General features: G+C 49.7%; 14 protein-coding genes. 10 read left to right on the forward strand and 4 right to left on the reverse strand.

Annotation, left to right across the window (positions count from 1 at the left end):
• Positions 1-8 precede the first annotated feature (8 nt).
• Complete coding sequence (locus tag AC5SV9_RS08255) at positions 9-959, forward strand: D-2-hydroxyacid dehydrogenase (RefSeq protein WP_475147994.1); 951 nt, start codon at positions 9-11, stop codon at positions 957-959.
• Between the two features lie 45 nt (positions 960-1,004).
• Positions 1,005-3,044, forward strand: a complete 2,040-nt coding sequence (locus AC5SV9_RS08260) for a tetratricopeptide repeat protein (protein WP_475147996.1) — start codon at positions 1,005-1,007, stop codon at positions 3,042-3,044.
• On the opposite strand, the gene AC5SV9_RS08265 is transcribed toward AC5SV9_RS08260, so the two are convergent.
• Positions 3,032-3,886 (reverse strand): RluA family pseudouridine synthase, encoded by an 855-nt coding sequence (locus AC5SV9_RS08265; RefSeq protein ID WP_475147999.1) that lies wholly within the window; start codon positions 3,884-3,886, stop codon positions 3,032-3,034. The genes AC5SV9_RS08260 and AC5SV9_RS08265 overlap by 13 nt on opposite strands.
• An 85-nt stretch (positions 3,887-3,971) precedes the next feature.
• Here AC5SV9_RS08265 and AC5SV9_RS08270 point away from each other — a divergent pair, with 85 nt between their 5' ends.
• Both AC5SV9_RS08270 and AC5SV9_RS08275 read left to right on the forward strand, forming a co-directional pair.
• Positions 3,972-4,640: a choice-of-anchor H family protein gene (locus AC5SV9_RS08270; RefSeq protein WP_475148001.1), complete on the forward strand. Its 669-nt coding sequence runs from the start codon at positions 3,972-3,974 to the stop codon at positions 4,638-4,640.
• On the forward strand, positions 4,641-5,561 hold the full coding sequence (locus tag AC5SV9_RS08275; RefSeq protein ID WP_475148004.1) for a hypothetical protein: 921 nt from the start codon (positions 4,641-4,643) through the stop codon (positions 5,559-5,561).
• Here the strand turns inward: AC5SV9_RS08275 and AC5SV9_RS08280 are convergent.
• Both AC5SV9_RS08280 and AC5SV9_RS08285 read right to left on the reverse strand, forming a co-directional pair.
• On the reverse strand, positions 5,553-6,611 hold the full coding sequence (locus tag AC5SV9_RS08280; protein ID WP_475148006.1) for a hypothetical protein: 1,059 nt from the start codon (positions 6,609-6,611) through the stop codon (positions 5,553-5,555). The two genes, AC5SV9_RS08275 and AC5SV9_RS08280, sit on opposite strands and share 9 nt — an antisense overlap.
• Before the next feature lie 104 nt (positions 6,612-6,715).
• On the reverse strand, positions 6,716-8,107 hold the full coding sequence (locus AC5SV9_RS08285) for a PhoH family protein (protein WP_475148009.1): 1,392 nt from the start codon (positions 8,105-8,107) through the stop codon (positions 6,716-6,718).
• A 241-nt stretch (positions 8,108-8,348) separates the two neighbouring features.
• Between AC5SV9_RS08285 and rapA the strand changes: the two genes are divergently transcribed.
• The 5 genes from rapA (at position 8,349) to AC5SV9_RS08310 (ending at position 14,549) form a co-directional block, all read left to right on the forward strand.
• A complete protein-coding gene (gene rapA / locus AC5SV9_RS08290; RefSeq protein ID WP_475148012.1) occupies positions 8,349-11,258 on the forward strand; it encodes an RNA polymerase-associated protein RapA in 2,910 nt (969 codons plus the stop codon).
• A gap of 2 nt (positions 11,259-11,260) precedes the next feature.
• Positions 11,261-11,914 (forward strand): bifunctional tRNA pseudouridine(32) synthase/23S rRNA pseudouridine(746) synthase RluA, encoded by a 654-nt coding sequence (rluA, locus tag AC5SV9_RS08295; protein ID WP_475148015.1) that lies wholly within the window; start codon positions 11,261-11,263, stop codon positions 11,912-11,914.
• 162 nt (positions 11,915-12,076) lie between these two features.
• Positions 12,077-13,171 carry an OmpA family protein gene (locus AC5SV9_RS08300; protein ID WP_475148018.1) on the forward strand — a complete coding sequence of 365 codons (1,095 nt, stop codon included), beginning with the start codon at positions 12,077-12,079 and terminating at the stop codon, positions 13,169-13,171.
• Between the two features lie 209 nt (positions 13,172-13,380).
• A complete protein-coding gene (locus AC5SV9_RS08305; protein WP_475148021.1) occupies positions 13,381-13,719 on the forward strand; it encodes a hypothetical protein in 339 nt (112 codons plus the stop codon).
• Positions 13,720-13,772: 53 nt separating this feature from the next.
• Complete coding sequence (locus AC5SV9_RS08310) at positions 13,773-14,549, forward strand: DUF3530 family protein (RefSeq protein WP_475148023.1); 777 nt, start codon at positions 13,773-13,775, stop codon at positions 14,547-14,549.
• Between the two features lies 1 nt (position 14,550).
• On the opposite strand, the gene djlA is transcribed toward AC5SV9_RS08310, so the two are convergent.
• Positions 14,551-15,360, reverse strand: coding sequence for a co-chaperone DjlA (gene djlA / locus AC5SV9_RS08315; RefSeq protein WP_475148025.1), 810 nt, complete (start codon positions 15,358-15,360; stop codon positions 14,551-14,553).
• A 168-nt stretch (positions 15,361-15,528) separates the two neighbouring features.
• On the opposite strand from djlA, the gene AC5SV9_RS08320 reads away from it, so the two are divergent.
• Entirely contained in the window at positions 15,529-17,790 is a 2,262-nt protein-coding gene (locus AC5SV9_RS08320) for an LPS-assembly protein LptD (RefSeq protein WP_397471307.1), read from the forward strand.
• Positions 17,791-17,799: the final 9 nt, after the last annotated feature.

Below are 17,799 nucleotides of genomic sequence, written 5' to 3' on the forward strand. Positions count from 1 at the left end.
GAGCTTTTATGCATAACATCGTTTTTCTCGACGCAGGCTCAATGGGTGATGCAGATTTATCGGTATTAGCCAATGGCGATGTTGCGCTGCAATGCTTTGAACATACCCCGGCAGAAGACGTAGTAAGCCGGCTGGCTCAGGCCAGTATCGCCATCGTCAACAAAGTACAGCTGGGTGCTGCAGCGCTGCAGCAATTGCCAAATTTAAAACTGGTGTGTATCGCTGCCACCGGCGTCAATAATGTCGACCTTGATGCCGCCGCCCAACTGGGTATTAGTGTGTGCAACGTACGGGGCTATGCCAATACTGCTGTGCCACAGCATGTTATCGCCTTGCTGCTGCAACTGACCAATAAAATATCACAATACCACCAGGCCGTTGCAGATGGCCTTTGGAGTCGCAGTAAACACTTTTGTCTGCTGGATTATCCGGTGACAGAGCTGGCTGGGAAAAACTTTGTCGTTATCGGGTACGGTGCTTTGGGTCAGGCCAGCGCTCAGCTGGCACAGGCTTTTGGAATGCAGATTATCGTTGCTGAACAGCCGGGTGCAGTCAGTTGCCGTAGTGGCCGGGTGCCGTTTTTAACCGCTCTGGCACAGGCAGATGTAATTTCACTGCATTGTCCGCTGAACGCACATACAGAAAAACTGTTTAATCAGCCGGTGTTGGCGGCAATAAAACCCGGCGCCTTGCTAATCAATACCGCGCGCGGAGGTCTGATTGACGAAGGCGCGCTGTTAAACGCGCTGCAAAATGGCCAGTTGGGTGGCGCCGCACTGGATGTATTATCAGAGGAGCCGCCGTCAGCTGATCACATACTGCTGCGCGCAGCACTGCCAAATCTGATCATTACGCCGCATATGGCCTGGGCCAGCGCAGAAGCACGCCAGCGCATGGTGGCGCAGTTAAAGCAGAATATTGATGCCTTTATCAGCGGCAAAGTGCTAAACCGGGTATAGGCTCAGCCTGCAATACCCGTTACACTGCGAAGAAAATACTAATATATGCATGCCATTAATATGCCTGTGATGATCTTAATATTGCTGCTATGTGGTTTTACTGCACAGGCCGAACCGCTGTCATCGCGTATGGTCGAGGCTTCAGATAATGCAGAGCAAATCAGCAATCAGTTACTATCCCGCCCTGCCGATAGCTTAACAGATGAAGACTGGCTGGTATTGACCGGGGCCCAGTTGCGGCTGCGCAATAAAGATGCCGCTATGGACGCCGTCAGCCATGCACTTGACATTAGCCACAAGCCTTACCTGCAGGCTTATGCTTACCTGCTAAAAGCACAGATTTACGGTATTTTGTACAGAGATACTGTTATTGCCATTACGCAGCTGGAACGGGCAGAACACCTGCTGCAACACGCTGAAGATGCAGCCAGCCTGGCGCTATACAGCGATGTGCTACAAAATTTCGCTCAGGCTTATAATCAGCTGGGCAATATTCCACTGGCTTTACCTTATGCCGAGCGCAGTCTGGCGCTGGCAGTCAGGCAACAGCAACCCGAAGCCGAGCTCAAAGCCCGCATTACGCTTGGCAGACTAATGCTGCAGAACAACGCCTATAGCCAGGCTTATCAGCAGCTGAATAGTGCGCTGGTGTTGGCAACCCAGCTGAAGGATGACGATGCGCTGGCGTCAATCCACCTTCGCCTTGGTATGGCATACCGTAAGATCGAATACCACAGCCAGGCTCTGCAACATTTACTCGAAGCCAAGCAGCGCTATCAACATCTGCAGCGCCATTCCAGTTATACCTATACCCTTATCTATATCGCTGAGACTTATCTGGAAGATAACCAGACAGCTGCTGAAGCTGCTGCTTATCTGGATGAAGCACTGAAACTGGCGCATGAACAGAACGATTTATTGCGGGTCGGCATCGTCACGCTGGGGCTTGGCAGACTGGCAGTAGTGCAGCAACATGAAGAACTGGCCCTGCAGTATTTTACTGATGCACTGCAGTTATTCCGGCAACAACAGGTACAAACCTACCTGCAGGAAACCAGCCTGGCACTGGCCGATTTACTGCTGCAACGCCAGCAACATGCGCAAGCGGATGAATTACTGCAGGAAATTGCGCCGAACATGCCACAGGCAGCAGCCTACCTGCGCTATCGCTTTCATGATCTGTCTGCCAGGCTATCTGCCGGACAGGGCGATTGGGTACAGGCATATCAAAACAGCCAGCAGGCCAATACTCTGCGCTTTGAGCAACTGGCGGAACAAAGTAAGTTGCAGCTTGATTTAATCAATCAGGGATTGCAGCAGGCCAAAGCAGCACCTGATGCCGATATTGCTGCCAATACGGTAAAAGAGCAGAATAAGCGCCAACTATTGTACATCTATCTGCTGGCGGCGTTTTGCATGTTGCTGGCAGCAGCCTTACTGGTTGCTATAGCAATATTACGCCGTAATAGCATAGCGCGCAGTGAGCCAAAGCAGCAAAACCACTGGAACAGTTTTTGTCAGCGCTTACAGCAACATTCAGCCAAACCTAATATCAATATACTGGCTTATGGACTCAACAATAGCCAGCAATTAAAAATGCAACACGGTGAACAGCAACTGCTGGCGGTGTTACAGCAGTTTCAGCAACAGTTGCCCATGGCCGTATTTGCCAGCTGTTTATATGATGACGTGCTGTGGCTTGCCGTGCACTCTGAGAGCGAGGACAGCCTAATACAGCAGACACTGGCCGGGCAGTTACAACAATTGCTGCCAGAGGTTCTGGCAACTGAACAGCTCATCAGTTTGCAGCTGCCGGTATCAGACTTACTGGAAAGCCCCTGGTTAACCAAAGAGATTAACGCACTGCGTGAAGCGCTTTGGCTAAGTCTGGCGCTTTGTGCCCGGCCATCAACTGACCACCGTCAACCTCGCTTGATGGCATTGCACAGCCGGCAGCACAGAGCATGCGAATGGCGCAGCAATATGGTCAGACAGGATTTGCTCAATGCCATCCGGCTTGGCGGTATTGAACTGACCTGCAACAACACTGTGTTGCCAGCGACTGTCGCCGATCAACTGGCCTGAGCAGTCTGGTCTGCAGTCAGCAGCAACTCTGGCGGTAATGCATAGCGCACCATTTTTCGCGCTTTGGGGCAGGTAAAGCTCAGGCTGACGGCCTGTAAGGCCAGGCCTGACGCGTCTTTATTATTTTTTCCATACTGCGGGTCACCCATTACCGGGTGACCGATGTCGGCAAAATGGCGGCGGATCTGGTGTTTACGTCCACTAATCAGCTCAATGTCAAGCCAGCTTTGCTCAGTGCCACTATCATAGCGACGCAGAGAAAACCGGGTCAGGCAGGCTTTGCCATCCAGCGGTGCTGTGATCGTACCCTGTTGCAGCAGCGCTGCTGATAATTGGCCTTTCACGCGGATCAAATACTGTTTACTGATTTGGTGTTCTGCAATCAGTTTGCTCAGCGCGCCGGCAGCTTGTTTACTGTGAGCCAGCATAACCAGGCCACTGGCTTCACGGTCCAGACGGTGCAGCAGAAATACCTGACGTTTAGCGGCAAAGTGCTGCTCGGCTGCGCGCAGCAGCGACAGATGGTCGCCCCATTCGTTGCCCTGCGACAACATACCGGCAGGTTTAAACCAGATACTGTATTGCTGCTGATCACTTATCAGCAGAGCACCAGCACAACTGCGCTGCAGAATATCGTCATCATAGTGTAACTGGAGTTGCTGGCCGCTGTGCAGCTTGGTTTGTGCGCGCCGCAAACGCTTCTGCGGTTTACCACTTAATAGTACAGCGCCCTTTGCCATCGCATCTTTCAGCCGGCCTTTCGATAGCTCAGGTACCTGCTGGCTGAGTAAATCAATGGCATTAATGCCCTGCTGTGCCACCAAAGTGCGTACCAGTTTCATTGCTTTACACATCCTTTACGTTGAAGTTCAGCCAAAATTCATGCCGCCAGCCTGTAATAGTAACAAAGCAAACGGAGAATCTGTTATGAAAAACATCAAACTGGGGCTGTTAAACTGCCTGTTACTGGCAATCATGCCACTGGGTAGTGCCATAGCCAGCGATAGCAGCAGCGTTGAGACATTCAGCACTACCGCGCCGGCGCAACTGGAAGCCAGACAAAGCAGCAAACTGAACAACATAGTGACACAGGCCTACCAGAGCCATGTCTGGTTTCACAGCGTTGATATATATCTGAGTGGCGACATTAACAGCAATGGTTATTATCACCGGCTCGAAGTGGAATTTGATGCAGACACATCGGTACCCTATCAGCAGGTATTTGCCGAATTTACCTTGTTGCCAACTTACGGGGCTGAACGGCTGTATTACACCAGTAGTGTATTTGAGCTATTCCGGGAGAGCAGCAATGACTGGCTGGCGGTTGACACTGTGCTGGACCAGCATTTCGCTGCCGATGATTACCTGCTGACGATCCGTTTGTTTGATGCGCAGACCGGCTATTTGCTGGCAGAGATTTCCGGCTTTGACGACAGTAGTCTGGATTATCTTCCACTGGAAGATTATGGCCGCGATAGCTACCACGAAAACAGCTCATCAGTCGAAGTATCCGCAGGTTCAACTGGTATCCTGGCGCTGCTGGCATTATGCTTGGTGCTATACCAACGCTTTCGTCTGAAAATCATCCGGAGCTGAATGAGACTGCTACTTTGTCTGTTACTGCTAACGCCGCTGTGTCAGGCGGCGCCGCTACGACTACTGTTGCAGCCATCGCCGCAGCAAATGCTCTTTAGCTACCAGTTTGACCTTGGGGGTTCCCCGCAACAACTGAGTTTCAGTATCAATAACAACACGCTGAACTCCCACTTTCGTCAGTTCCGCGCCCTGAAACCGGCACTGTTACAACAATACCTGTGGCGGGATCTACGCGCCCATGTCGCGCAATATCCGGGCGCACGGCTACAGCGGCTGCCCGGCAAAGACGCCTTGCATTACAAACTGCTGGTGGCAGATAGCAATCTGCTGGACAAGGTCGATACAGAACTGCAGCAACTGATGTCAGAGCGCACAGCCTTTTACCTGCAGCAACAATATTATTATGTGCAGGCTCTGCCGTGGAATGCGCGGGCGATTATTCCAGATCATGCGCGCATTATGCAGGACAGTCTGCAGGATCTATTGCCTGTTGCCACAGCATGGCACGGCAAGCTGGCAAACGTCCCGACCCGACAGGCGTTATTGACGCTGAGTGCATGGATACAGCAGATCCCTTATCAGGACCTATCAGACCGGCAGCGTTCATCCGGCGCCAGTTTTAGCCCACCGCTTAAGTTACTGCAGGAGAACCGTGGCGATTGCGATAGCAAAGCCGTGTTATTGGCTGCCTTGCTCAGGATGCTGCTACCAGATGTCAAACTGGCGATGGTCTATCTGCCACAACATGCGGTATTGGCGGTTCAACTACAGGTGACACCGGAAGATATGACCGTCAATATAGAAGGCCGGGACTACCTGCTGGTTGATGCTACCGGCCCGGCGTTGCTGGCTCCGGGCCAGATTGACCCGCAGTATCAAATCTATACAGACAATGGCCAGTTTGGTTATCAGCTACTGTGACGGCGGATGCTTTAAACGGCTTATCCGCTCGAACACATCCTGCCAGCCAAATGGGATACGGCGCACCCCCTGAGATCTGCCCTGTGACAACCGCTCAATATGCACCAGTAGGCGGCTAAAAGGTGTCAGAGTACGCAGCCGGTAACGGTACTGCATCGCCCCCAGCAATAAGCCGAGTAACACGGCATAACTGAACCAGTGCCAGATAAACTCTTTTAGCCCGGACGCAAATAAGCTGGTTTTCTGCTCCAGCAACCCCAGCGACCAGGGCATTGTATTCAGCCGCTGGATCTGCAGGACGTGCTGGTCGATATCCTGTGGCGAACGGGCCAGAGAACTGTTGATAAGCTGACCGGATTGATCCAGCAGCACGAAATCTGCATCACTGTGCTGCTGGTAAACCGGTGCCAGCAATGGCTCCAATGCCAGCGCAAATACAAAGTGCCCTAACTTCTTGTCCTCGGCGTATAACGGCAGCATCACTGCTGCCTGCCCGGGCAGAAACTCCGTAAAGAATATTTGTCCGCGCTCATAGGCAGGTTCAGGCATATTTTTTTGATACCACAGCAGCAGGTGATCAACGATATAATCAGACCATTTAGCCTGTCCGTTAAAGGCAAAACCCTGCTCAGAGAAATAATACATGCCGACCAAATGTGGCTGTGTTTCAGTGGCTAACTCAAAATAAGGCTGCAGGCGCCAAAGCATCAGCAGCTCGGCATCAACCCCTTCGTCAGGTGCAGTGATTGCCACCTGGCTATCACGGCCATCACTAAGCTGCAACAATAGCAAAGATTCGTCTGTATCTACTGCGGGTAAGCTCATTTTCAGTAATGAAGCGCGACGCACAGCCTCCATAAAGGCCAGCACGGGAGCAAATTCACTGTCGAGCTGATTACCAACAGTACTGAGGCGGAATTTAGTCTGCACAACATTATCGTCGAGACTACGGACATAATGTACAACGGCACCCAAGGCTGATAACAGCAACACCAGAATAATGCCCAATAAGGTACTGCGGCGATATTCAATATAAACTGGATTTTTCATGCAACTCCTTTTGCATGTCCGGTAGGACTGACGTAGAAATATAAAACAAAAAGCCTAGTTGAACTGCATCATTAGTCAACCAGGCTTTAATTTCAATCTATTTGTTATAAATTTGTTTCGGCAAACGAGGCCAACCGACTGCGCACCACACCGTTAAGATTAATAGTCGCGCTGCCCTCAAAGTTCTTAAACCGCTCAACAATATAGGTTAAACCGGACGTAACCGCTGTCAGGTAATTGCTGTCAATTTGTGACAAGTTACCCGAACAAATCAGTTTAGTGCCTTCGCCACAGCGCGTAATAATAGTTTTAAGCTGCGCTGCACTTAAGTTCTGACACTCGTCCAGAATAACAATCGCGTTCTGAATACTGCGCCCGCGCATAAAATTGACTGACTTAAATTGAATGTTGGCCTTTTCCATTATGTAATTAACGCTGGCATGCGGATGCTCATCCGTTTTGTGTAGTACTTCAAGCGAATCAGTTATTGCCGCCAGCCAGGGCGCCATTTTTTCTTCTTCAGTACCCGGTAAAAAGCCTATTGATTCGGCAATTTCCGGCGTGTTACGGGTAACAATGACTTTGTCATACATACCTTTTTCAATCACCAGTTCCAGTGCGGCTGCCAACGCGATCAATGTTTTACCGCAACCTGCCGGGCCGGTTAGCACGACCAGATCGATGTTGGGATCCATCAGTGCCTGCATTGCCATCGCCTGATAAACATTTTTCGGATGTATGCCCCAGGCATGGCGGTGCATCAGACGCTCGTAACCAAAATCCATAATTCGGATTTCTTTTTCGGTGATAGCAACCACTTTACCGGCAAAGCCTTCAGCTTCATCAATCAGATATTCATTAATATAAGCATTGGGTAACACGCTGCGATTGACATAGTGGTAAGTTTCCCGGCCCTCGTTTTCGCTGCGGCACTCACCAACCTGGCTCCAGAAGTCACCGCTGAATTTGTAATAGCCTTTGTACAGAAAACGCACATCATCAATCAGCTGGTCAGTTCGGTAATCTTCCACCAGCTTTAATCCGGCACCTTTAGCTTTCAGGCGCATATTGATGTCTTTGGTCACCAGAATAACTTTGGTCGGGCTTTTTTCTTTTTGCAGATATAACGCGGTATTGATAATGAGATGATCATTCTCGCCACCGGGCAAGCCGGGGATTTCATCAGTAATATGATGATCATTAACGATAATAAGGTGGCCACCTTGCTTCTGCTCACCTTGCCGGGGCACTGGCACCCCTTGTAACATTTGGTCCGGCGAGGCGTCTTTTAATACATCCTCTAATGCACGAATTGCAACACGGGCGTCACGGCTGACATCCTTATTCCGGTCTTTGATATGGTCAAGTTCCTCCAATACCGTCATCGGGATCACAACGTCATGTTCTTGGAAGTTTAGGAAGGCAAAAGGTTCGTGTAGCAGGATGTTTGTGTCGAGAACGTAGATTTTCTTTTCTTTACTTTTTCTTCGCGCCATACGGCTCTCCTCTTCGCCTGACCCAGGCCACGTACCTGTGTCATAAAACAAGCATAGTGCAACTGCCGGAGTTTGTCTGAGCCATTTACAAAATATGCAGCTGGTTCAGGTACATCAATAATGTGACGCGACCGCATGTCAGTTTAATGACAATTCAGCTCAGTTGCAGATACAAATTCAGATGCAGGCCGAACCGATTCCTAGTACCATAGCGCCCCCGTTTTAGCTGATAGGTTATCAAATGAAGTTTGCGCTGGGACAACGCTGGATTAGCGACACAGAATCCGATTTAGGTTTAGGCACTATTGTTGCGCTGGAAGGGCGTCATCTGACATTGCTGTTTCCGGCCAGTGGCGAGACCCGCCTTTATGCACAGGCAGAGGCACCGTTGACCCGGGTACAATTTAACGTTGGCGATGAAGTTGCCAGTGCTGACGGTTTTAAACTGCTGATCAGCGCGATAAAAACCCAACACGACACCTTAGTGTATTGCGGTACCAGGCTTGATGACGACAGCTACGTTGAGCTGCGCGAAACCTTTCTGGATCACTTTATCAGTTTCAATCAGCCACAGGATCGTCTGTTTGCCGGCCAGATAGATCGCTTTGACTGGTTTACACTGCGTTATCAGGCCTGGCAACATCTGCACGAGCAACAGCAAAACCCATTACGTGGTTTATCAGGCCCCCGGGTGAGTTTAATTCCGCATCAGCTACACATTGCCAACGAAGTCGCAAAACGCCATGCACCAAGAGTATTACTGGCCGATGAAGTGGGCCTGGGCAAAACCATTGAAGCCGGCTTTATTATCCATCAGCAGCTGATAAGTGGTTTGGCCAGCCGGGTGCTAATCGTGGTGCCGGAATCTCTGCAGCATCAGTGGCTGGTAGAAATGCTGCGCCGCTTTAATCTGCATTTCTCTGTATTTGATCAAGAGCGCTGCGAACAGTCGTTGCTGGACAACGCCAACCCGTTTGAAACCGAACAACTGGTGCTGTGCAGCCTGGCGTTCTTAAAAAACCATCCGCGCTGGCATGAACTGGCTGTCGGCACGCACTGGGACTTGCTGGTGGTAGATGAAGCACATCACTTACAGTGGAATGAGCAAACGCCAAGTGAAGAATATCAGCGTATCAGCGAGCTGTCTGCTAACACCGCAGGCGTTATCTTGTTAACCGCTACCCCTGATCAGCTTGGGCATGAAAGCCATTTTGCCCGGTTAAAGCTGTTGGACCCGGCACGTTTCCACAGCTATCAGGAATTTCTTAAAGAAGAGCAGAGTTATCAGCACATTGCTGCGATTGCGAAACCTTTATTAGAGCAGCGTGCGCTGACAAGCGAAGAAAGCCGGGCACTGCAGCAGGCATTAAGCGAAACCGACATCAGTGGTTTGCTGACACAACTGGCTAATGAAGCAACAGCCAACGAGCACGCAGCGCTGCGCCAGCAATTGCTGTCACAGTTGCTGGATCGTCACGGAACAGGCCGCATCCTGTTCCGTAACAGTCGCGCCAGTGTCAAAGGCTTTCCAAAACGTCACGCTCATCTGGCTGCCTTACCGTTACCCGAGCAGTACCAAAATGCGCTTAAAGTGCATTTTAGCCTTAACCCTGCCCTGTCAGAGGCCGAGCGGATCAGTGCAAACTTATTCCCAGAGCAGGTATTTCAGCAACTTGGGGCGAATAATGACTGGTGGCAATTCGACCCGCGGGTTGATCACCTGCTGCAACTGTTGAAACAACATAAGCACGAAAAATTCCTGCTGATTTGCGCCCGCGCAGAAACGGCTATTGCGCTGGAAGAAGCGGTACGGGTACGTGAAGGTATAAGGGCGGCGGTGTTCCATGAAGGCATGAGCATACTGGAACGAGATAAAGCCGCAGCCTATTTTGCGCAGGAAGACTACAGTGCTCAACTGCTGCTATGTTCCGAAATAGGCAGTGAGGGCCGTAATTTTCAGTTTGCTCATCATCTGGTGCTATTTGACCTGCCATTGAACCCGGATTTGCTGGAGCAGCGTATCGGCCGGCTCGATCGGATTGGTCAACGCGAAGATATCGCTATTCATTTACCTTATTTTGCTGATCACAGCCAGCAAGTCCTGCTCAACTGGTATCATCAGGGCCTGAATGCGCTGGAACATACCTGCCAGACAGGACGTACCGTATATGAACATTTCGCCACCGATTTATTACCACTACTGGCGCAAAACACAGCTGATACTGCAGTTCTGGCTCAACTGATCAACGCCACACGTGAGCTGAATGACAGCCTGAAACTGAAACTGGAACAAGGCCGTGACCAACTGCTGGAAATAAACTCTGGTGGTGGCAATGTCGCCAAACAACTGGCGGTGCAGCTGGAACAGCAAGACAACGGCACAGCTTTGCCGATGCTGATGCTTAAGGCCTGGGATATGCTGGGGATCAATCAGGAAGACCGCAGCGATACCAGCATTATCTTGACTCAGTCTGAGCATATGCATTGCAGCAGCTATCCCGGCTTGGGCGATGAGGGGGTTACCGTGACCTTTGATCGTGCTACCGCACTGGCAGAAGAAGACATTCAGCTGTTAACCTGGGATCATCCGATGGTGCGGGGCACTTTGGACATTCTGACCAATGAGCCACATGGCAGCAGCTCCGTAGCCATATTAGCCAATAAAGCTTTACCTGCCGGCAGTTACCTGCTTGAACTGAACTTTATTGCTGAAGCCAGCGCTCCGCCAGTACTGCAGTTGAGCCGTTACCTGCCAGCCACACCTGTGCGTTTACTACTGGATAAAAACGGCAATAACTTGTCAGCCAATGTCAGCTTTGACCAGCTGAATAAGCAGCTCAAACCTATTGGCCGCCAGACAGGCAGTAAATTGGCCAGCGCCCTGCAAAATCTGGTACATCCGCTGATCGCTAAAGCCACGTCGCAGGCTGAGACAGAGCTGGAACGCATCATAGCGAATGCCCAAAAACGCGCTGCCGACAGCCTTAGTGCGCAGCAGGAGCGATTGGTGGCCCTGCGTAAATTTAATCCTTCTGTACGGCAGGAAGAGATAGATATGCTCAACACACAGCAGCAACAGCTGACAGAGTTTATCGGCAAGGCTCGATTAAAACTGGACGCGATACGGTTGATTGTTGTGAGCCATGACTAACGATGTTGCTTAGTTATACGCCACCGCAGTCACCCTATCTGGATATTTTGTATCAGGATGATGCTGTAGTGGTGTTTAATAAGCCCAGTGGTTTACTCACGGTGCCGGGGAAGGCGCCGGAGCATAAAGACAGCCTGGAATACCGGGCTCGTCTAGTCTGGCCTTCAGTGCGTATCGTGCACAGGCTGGATATGGCCACGTCTGGTGTTGTGGTGATGGCACTGAGTGCAGCCAGCCAGCGCGAGCTTAACCGGCAATTCCAACAGCGGGAAACAAAAAAGCATTATATTGCCAACGTTGCCGGAATCGTCAGCGCTGACACCGGCAGCATCGACCTGCCATTAATTTGTGACTGGCCGAACCGGCCAAAGCAGAAAGTTTGTTACCAATATGGTAAAGCGTCCCTGACCCATTATCAGGTACTGCAACGTAGCGCTGATCACAGCAGGTTAAAACTGACGCCCATTACAGGGCGGTCTCATCAGCTAAGAGTGCATTTGCAATGGCTTGGACACGCGATTTTGGGCGACAAGTTTTATGCCGCTGAAGCCGCCTTTCTTGCCGCCCCGCGTTTATTGTTACATGCAGAACGTCTGGAGTTTAATCATCCTGATAGTGCACAACCAATAGTGTGCTTTGCGCCCTGCCCGTTTTAATCAGAATAAAATCATTATTATATTAACCCAAGGTTCATGTTAGTCAGATAACATCTATCACATAGTGTTGCTAACTGATTCAGAACTACTATTTTTTATATTAAGTTCAAATAATTTTAAATGATCTGCATTTAATACTCAGGTGAGTTTAAGGAGAAATGGATGAAACTTAACAAAACATTTTTAGCAGTAGCAGCCGCATTCCCGCTACTGAGCAGCGCAGTAATGGCGGACACTGTAAGTTCAGCTGATTTAAAAGAACGTGTGTTTGGTTCTTTGTTCGGTGAATACTATATGCCGGATCTAGATAAAACAGAGTCCGCTGAATGGAATTATATGGAGAAAGATTGGGGCTATGGTGTTGAGCTGGGTTATTACCTGACAGAACAATGGGCCTTACGTCTTGAATTCGCTAAACTTGACCTGCAGTCAAAACTGGACGGTTCTGATGCTGACGGCAATCGTATCGGTCTTGATGCCATGTATCACATATCACAGCTACCATCAGTTTATCTGGTAGGTGGTTTAAAACGCTTTGATGCCGTGCAGGATACCACTGCCTTTAATGTTGGTATCGGTTATAAACATTTCTTCAATCAGAATTTTGCTTTATTTGCCGAAGCGAACCGCTATCAGGGTATAGATGAAACTTACGCTGATGCGGGTGTTAAAGTGGGTCTGACCTATGTATTTGGTTCAGCATCAGCAGCGCCTGCACCAAAACCGGCTCCGGCGCCAGCTCCGGTCGCTCAGGCACCTGTACAACCGGTTGCACCTGCAGATACTGACGCTGACGGTGTAGTGGATAGCGCAGACAAGTGTGCTAACACTCCGGCAAACCACAAGGTTGATGCTACCGGCTGTACGGTTTACGAAGAGAAAATGGCCTCAGTGGGTGACATCGACATCGAAGTCCGCTTCCCGTTCGATTCCGCTACCATTCCGGCAGATAAAATATCCGACGTTGAGGGCTTGGGTGCATTTATGCAGCGCTTCCCGGAATCTACTGTACTGATTGAAGGCCACGCGTCTAACATCGGTAACCCGGATTACAACATGCGCTTATCTGAACGCCGCGCTAACTCTGTAGCAGATATGCTGAAGAAAGATTTTAATATCGACCCGTCACGCATTACTGCTATCGGTTACGGTGTAACCCGTCCACGTGTTGAAGGCAACACCCGCGCAGCGCACCGGGCTAACCAGCGTATTGAAGCTAAGGTCACTGCGAAGATTAAAGAACCAGTACTGCGTTAAACTTAACTGGTTATCTGTTGTTAAAAAAAGTCGCTGTTTATCAGCGACTTTTTCTTTTTTCGCTGCGCAAGTGATATTTTCTGCTGCACCATTGAAATAAGCTGTGCTAGCATGCCTGACCGATGAGCGGATATTTGCCATCTTCTGTATCAAGCACCTGTTAGGCCGTCATAGGGACAACGCATTAGTTTAACAGGGTGGAGTGCACTATGTTTAAATCACTTAGCCTGTTTGGCATTGCAGCGCTGCTTTGCAGTTATACCGTCGCGGCACAACAACCTGTCTTAGTCTCACTAAGCGCAAATTCTCATGTTTGTAACACTGAAACAGAGATTGCCCGTCTGGCCGAAAATGAGCAACTGCAGGAAATGGCCAAGGCATTGGTAGAAATCAAACCCACCAAATACTGTTTTATTCTGCCGCATGCCCCCAGTGTAGCTAAGCTGGATCATCAGGCAGGCTATATTAAATTTAATTACAAATCGCAGATTCTATATACGTTTCACAAATATGTGATTGCCACGACAGTAGCTGCGAATAATCCTTAAAGCTGTGCCGTTAGCCGCCGATATCTGATTAACTGTCTTTTAAAGGTTTTGTTATGCGGCGCAGTTTTGTCAGCAGCACTATTTTATTCACAATTCTGCTGTGGGCGTTCACGGTAAACGCCTCAACATCCGTTGAGCAAAACGCCAACGCAGATTTGCTACGCCAGTTGCCCGCCGATGAGATTCTGCAGCTAACCGCACAGCAGCAGGAATTTATGCTGCTACAGCGCGAAAACATGACCAGCTACACCAAAGGTACTGTCATCTTATTGCCCGATGCGAGCGAGCACCCAGCAAGTCCAAAATATATTAACCTGTTGCGTCAGCAGCTGACTGATTACGGCTGGTATACTTTAGCACTGATGCCGCCTTCACTGCCTGTTGAACTGACTGCTGACACCTTACAGGCTTATCAGCAAAGCCTACGTGAACGTTTAGCTGCTGCTCAGCAACAGGCTGAGCAGCACAGCGGCGTGACTATTGTTATAGCACAGGGTAGCAGTGCAGCGTTGTTGAACCAGCTATATGCCAATGCCCAGCTAGCTGAACCGGCAGCCTTTATCATGTTGGGCGCTTATTTGCCTGAGAGAGCGCTAAACCAGGATTTTGCCAAAGCGCTGGCCACACATCAGGTACCAACATTGGACATAAGCACTGGTCAGGATAACCGCATGGTACTCGGCCAACTGCGTTACAGAAAACAGTTGGCTAACAAGCATCTGAAAGCCGTTTACCGTCAACGTCTGATCAATGGCTCAGGCTACAATGCAGATACCCAGCAATGGGTATTCCAGGAGATATACGGCTGGCTAAGTTCAGTTGGGCTTTAGTTTACGCTTTTCCACTGCGCTTTTGGCGCAGCAGTTCATAAGCAGCCTGTATATCCTGCGTCCGTTTTTTAGCCACATCTAACATTTCGGCAGGCACCCCTTGCGCCATAAGCTTGTCAGGGTGATGCTGTGCCATCAGTTTGCGGTATGCCTTTTTCAACGCTGTATCGGAAACGTCCTGACTCACCCCCAACAGCTGATAAGCATCGGCAAGACTAGCTTGCCCGGTACTGTGTCGTTGGTTTGATCTGGACGAAAAACGGCTTTGCGCCTGATAAGCCTGCAACAGCATATCCAGCTGTGCAGCACTGAAATTCAGATATCCGGCGACCTGCTGCAGCAATCCATACTGGGCTGTCGTCATATTGCCGTTAACATTGGCGATGCTGAGTTGGATCTCCAGAAATAACTGCAATACGTCTTTACGACGCCTGTAGGTGTGGTAAAACTGCTGCAGTTGCTGGCGCAGTGGAAAATTAACCGCTTTGCCATCACGAAATGCGGCCTGGGCTTCACGTTGCTGATGACTATCGAGCCCAAGCTGGTCCATAAATACAGTGGCCTGTTGGATATGGGAAGAAGTAACTACACCCGTTGCTTTTGCAATGTGCCCCATAGTGGCGAAAGTGGTGTAACGGAATAATCCCTGTTCGTCAGTATTATCTCTGAACAAGGCGCTAAAGCCGCCATTTTGCTCAAACTGCAACCTAAAAGCCCGATCAAACCAGTGCCCTATCAGAATACCAAGCAATAACCCCGGCAGCTTCAATAAAGCCAGACCAAACAGCGCACCAAGTATTTTACCCCACACAGCGTCACCCTTCATTCGTTTGCACAGTAAACCGATCGCCGCACATTAACTGCGCTGCAGAATACCATCAGCACTATATCGGATTAGCAGGATTTCTAAAATTGATTTATCATAGCGAGTCCGCTGTCAATAAAAGCAATGAAAACAAAAGTAAGGCAAGAGTACTGCATGAAGCATGGGTTAGCTGTGTGTTTTTTTCTTCCGGCTGTCGCAGCCTGCACAATCGCATACGCCGAGGCAGCTCCCGCTGAAGTATGTTATATCCCGGTACAGCAGCCAGCTGCACTGGCCAGCCTGAATGCGGCGGATCCAACTATTAGCATTGCGTCAGATTCCGTAGCACTTAGCGACAACCAAAACGCTCAATTTAACGGCAATGTCGAGATTAGTTACCGCGATACTTTGCTGCTGGCACCAAGAGCATCTTTTAGCAGTATTTCGCAAACCATGACAGCCGATGGTGGCCTTGACTATTTTAACGGTACCTTACAGGTGAGTGGCAGCCGTTTCAGTGCGGATATGCAACAGAATAATGCCAGGCTGGATGATGCCAGCTACCGCTTTCTGACCCAGGCCGGACGTGGTTATGCCGAGCACCTGACCGCGTCAGAGCAGCAGGTTCTGCTTGACCAGGCGTTGTTTACAACCTGCCCTGTCAGCGACAACAGCTGGGCGCTGCATGCCAGTGAAATCAATATCGAGGCAGATGAAGGCTGGGGAGAGGCGCGTCACGCCATCTTTAAAATTAAAGATATCCCGGTACTGTACTTGCCCTACATCACCTTTCCGGTAAATGAACAACGCCGAAGCGGATTGCTGTTACCCAAATTTGGCAGTTCGCAAAAGTTAGGCGTTGAATTTGAGCTGCCTTATTACCTGAATCTGGCACCTAATTATGATATGACCCTTACGCCGCGTTATATGAGTAAACGCGGCGCTCAAATAAAATCAGAGTTGCGCTACCTGACTGAAACGCAGCAGGGCAACCTGCAGCTGGAATATCTGGGCTCAGATAATGAAAAGCCGGATGGCTTCGGCGCGCGCTACCTGGGCCACCTTAGCCATCTGAGTGATTTTACCCCTGAGCTGCGCGCTTATGTAGATTTTACTGACGTAAGCGATGATGCCTACCTGACTGATTTGGGTTCAGATTATAATAACCAAAGCGATACCCAATTGCTGCGCGAGGCGGCGCTGAGCTATTACGGCGAACAGGTGCATTCACAACTCAGGCTGCAGGGATTTGAAATTCTTGGTAATTACAACAAAGCTTATAGTGCCTTGCCGGAACTTAGTCTGTCTGCGGCAAAGCCGATCACGATTTTGCCTTATGTGAACTTCTCCTGGCAGGCACAGTACGCGCATTTTCGTAATGATGAAGCCAGCATTAATTATGCAGACCGTATGCATGTTGAACCAACCATTACCCTGCCTTTTGTCACACCTGCATTTGAACTGACAGCAGAAGCCAGTATGCTGTATACCTACTACCAGCAAAATGCTGCCGACGACGCTTTTGCGGTTGATTCATCCGTTACCCGTACGTTACCCAAACTACGGCTGCATTCAAGGCTGAATTTTGAACGTGAGTATGACTGGTTTGGCGAACCGGCACTGCAGACTTTTGAACCGCAAATTCAATATCTGTATATCCCCTACCGTGATCAGAGCAATATCGGCCTGTACGATACCACCCGCCTGCAGGATGACTATTATGGTTTATTCCGTATCAACCGTTATTCAGGCCTGGATCGGATTAACGAAGCCAATCAGGTCACAGTAGGCTGGACCAGCCGCTTTTATGATAATGTCGACAACGAGCTGTTCCGCTTTAGCCTTGGCCAAATCTTCTTCTTGTCAGACCCGACAATACAAGATGACGAAACGGATGATTTGAGCTCTGCAGAGTCAATGCTGGCCGCGGAACTTATCTGGCACTGGTACCGCAAATGGTATTTCAGCTCAGCCGTTCAGTACGATGTCGACAGTGACGAAATCATGAAAAGCAGTGTATCTCTGGATTACCGGGCCAGTGATAAAAGCATGTTTCAGTTGAACCATAGATACAGCCGTGCAGTCTCAGGATTGGAAATTCAGCAGCTTGGCGTGCTTGGAACTGTGCCTGTCAGCGATAACTGGCAGTTAGTAGGCAGTTACTATCGTGATCTGACAAATCATCGTATGATAGACGCCAGCATAGGCATGCAATACGAATCATGTTGCTGGGCAGTCCGAATAATAGCAAAACGTCAGATCCTGACCGATCTTGAGTTACCAATAGGTAATGTTACCCAGGCCAGCCAGCTGGACAGTAGCATTGGTATACAATTTGTTCTCAAAGGCTTTGGCGACAGTGCCGGCTTCGGTGTAACCGATATGCTATCGAACGGCATTTTCAGCTACCGCCGGCCATACTTACTAACTAATTGATGTAGGAAT

This window comes from Rheinheimera sp. ATLC3 (assembly GCF_059429535.1).